The following is a 2,426-nucleotide window of genomic DNA, read 5'->3' as shown; positions in this document are numbered from 1 at the left end:
TCGCCGCGAGCTACAAGAAGTCCACCGGCAAGGACATCAAGGTCGACCAGTCGCATGCCGGGTCGAGTGCGCAGGCGCGTGCCGTGGCCGACGGCCTGGAAGCCGATGTGGTGACCTTCAACACCACGACCGATGTGCAGTTCCTCGCCGACAAGGGCGTGGTCGCGGCCGATTGGGCGAAGCGATTCCCCAACAACGCATCGCCCACCACGTCCACCATGCTGTTCCTGGTGCGCAATGGCAACCCCAAGAACATCAAGGACTGGGACGACCTGATCAAGCCCGGCGTGCAGGTGGTGGTGGTCAACCCGAAGACCGGCGGTAACGGCCGCTACGCCTATCTGGCAGCCTGGGGCCACGTCCGCGCCAAGGGCGGAACCGACGAGCAAGCCGCTGAATTCGTCGGCAAGCTCTACAAGAACGTGCCGGTGCTGGCGCGCGGCGGCCGTGATGCCACGGGCGTCTTCCTGCAACGCAACATCGGCGACGTGCTGATCACTTTCGAATCCGAGGTCGTGTCGGTCGACACCGAGTTCGGCGCCGGCAAGGTCGATGCCATCCACCCGAGCGCGTCCATCGTGGCGGAGAACCCGGTTGCCATCGTCGAACGCACGGTGAACAAGAAGGGCTCTGCCGCCGAAGCCAAGGCCTACCTCGACTTTCTCTACAGCCCCGAAGGCCAGGAGATCGCGGCCAAGCACAACATCCGGCCGCGCAATGAAGCCGTGCTCAAGAAGTACGCCACCGCGTTCAAGCCCATCAAGCTGTTCAACGTCGGCGACTACTTCGGGTCACTGGCCGAAGCACAAAAAGTGCACTTCAACGACGGTGGTCAGTTCGACAAAATCTACACCGTCGGCAAATAAATGGCTGTCGCTCCTTCTGCCGTGCTGGGTGGCGCCACTGCCCCGCACGGAGTTCCCCTGCCCCGCCGCGCCACGCGCCGCGTGTTGCCGGGTTTCAACATCACGCTGGGCTTCACGGTCTTCTACCTGAGCCTGATCGTGCTGGTCCCGCTCTCGGCGCTGATTTTCAAGACCTTCACCCTCACCTGGCCGCAGTTCTGGGAAGCCGTGACCGCGCCGCGTGTGCTGGCTTCCTACAGGCTCACCTTCGGCGCCTCGCTGATCGCCGCGCTGGTCAACGCCTTCTTCGGCCTGCTGGTGGCCTGGGTGCTGGTGCGCTACAGCTTTCCGGGCAAGAAGATCATCGACGCGCTGGTGGACCTGCCGTTCGCGCTGCCCACCGCCGTTGCCGGCATCTCGCTCACCGCGCTGCTGGCCGGCAATGGCTGGATCGGGCAGTACACCGAACCGCTGGGCCTGCAACTCGCCTTCAACCCCAACGGCGTGGTGATCGCGCTCATCTTCATCGGCCTGCCCTTCGTGGTGCGCACGGTGCAGCCGGTGCTCGAAGACACCGAGAAGGAACTCGAGGAAGCCGCCACCTGCCTGGGCGCCACGCGCTGGCAGACCTTCAGCCGCGTGATCTTTCCGAGCATCGCGCCCGCCCTGCTCACCGGCTTTGCCATGGCCTTCGCGCGCGCGGTCGGTGAATACGGCTCGGTCATCTTCATCGCCGGCAACATGCCCATGGTGTCCGAGATCACGCCACTCATCATCATCAGCAAGCTCGAGCAGTACGACTACGCGGGTGCCACTGCGGTGGCCACCGTCATGCTGGCGATCTCCTTCGTGTTGCTGCTGCTCATCAACGCCTTGCAAACCTGGCAACGCAAGCGCTCCGGAGGCAATCTGCAATGAGCGCCGTCAATTCACCTCGCACCACGCGCAAAGGCACCACTGAAGCACCCTGGGTGCGCTACACGCTGATCGGCATCGCGCTGGTCTTCATGTTCCTCTTCCTGGTGCTGCCCCTGGCCGCCGTGTTCACCGAGGCCCTGCGCAAGGGCTGGGACGCCTACTGGGAAGCGCTGAAGGACCCCGACGCCTGGTCGGCCATCCGCCTGACCTTCATCACCGCGCTGGTCGCCGTGCCGCTGAACCTGGTGTTCGGCGTGGCCGCGGCCTGGGCCGTGGCCAAGTACGAGTTCCGCGGCAAGTCCTTTCTCACCACGCTGATCGACCTGCCGTTCTCGGTCTCGCCGGTGGTCGCGGGCCTGATCTACGTGCTGGTGTTCGGCGCGCAGGGCTGGTTCGGCCCGTGGCTGGCCGAGCACGACATCAAGATCATCTTTGCCGTGCCCGGCATCATCCTGGCCACCATCTTCGTCACCTTCCCCTTCATCGCGCGCGAACTCATTCCGCTGATGCAGGCGCAGGGCAACGACGAGGAGCAGGCCGCGCAGGTGCTGGGCGCCAGCGGCTGGCAGACCTTCTGGTACGTGACCCTGCCCAACATCAAGTGGGGCCTGATCTACGGCGTGATCCTGTGCAACGCGCGGGCCATGGGCGAGTTCGGCGCGG

At 64.8% G+C, this 2,426-nt stretch carries 3 protein-coding genes; all 3 read left to right on the top strand.

All coding sequences use genetic code 11. The features are described 5' to 3' along the window. On the top strand, nt 1-866 hold an 866-nt coding region (locus IV113_RS23800; protein WP_291090549.1), incomplete at its 5' end, for a sulfate ABC transporter substrate-binding protein. Then, nucleotides 867-1,763, top strand: coding sequence for a sulfate ABC transporter permease subunit CysT (cysT, locus tag IV113_RS23795; RefSeq protein ID WP_291090546.1), 897 nt, complete (start codon nt 867-869; stop codon nt 1,761-1,763). It abuts the gene before it with no gap. Beyond that, nucleotides 1,760-2,426: sulfate ABC transporter permease subunit CysW (cysW, locus tag IV113_RS23790; RefSeq protein WP_291090543.1), on the top strand; the 667-nt coding region annotated here is incomplete at its 3' end. The genes cysT and cysW, both read left to right, overlap by 4 nt.

The organism is Hydrogenophaga sp. (genome assembly GCF_018780385.1).
Taxonomy (GTDB): domain Bacteria; phylum Pseudomonadota; class Gammaproteobacteria; order Burkholderiales; family Burkholderiaceae_C; genus Hydrogenophaga.
This window is presented reverse-complemented; position numbering and strand designations above follow the sequence as displayed.

Coding starts and splice junctions, on each gene's coding strand:
- cysT (WP_291090546.1), top strand. CDS start 867: ATGGCTGTCGCTCCTTCTGCCGTGCTGGGTGGCGCCACTGCCCCGCAC.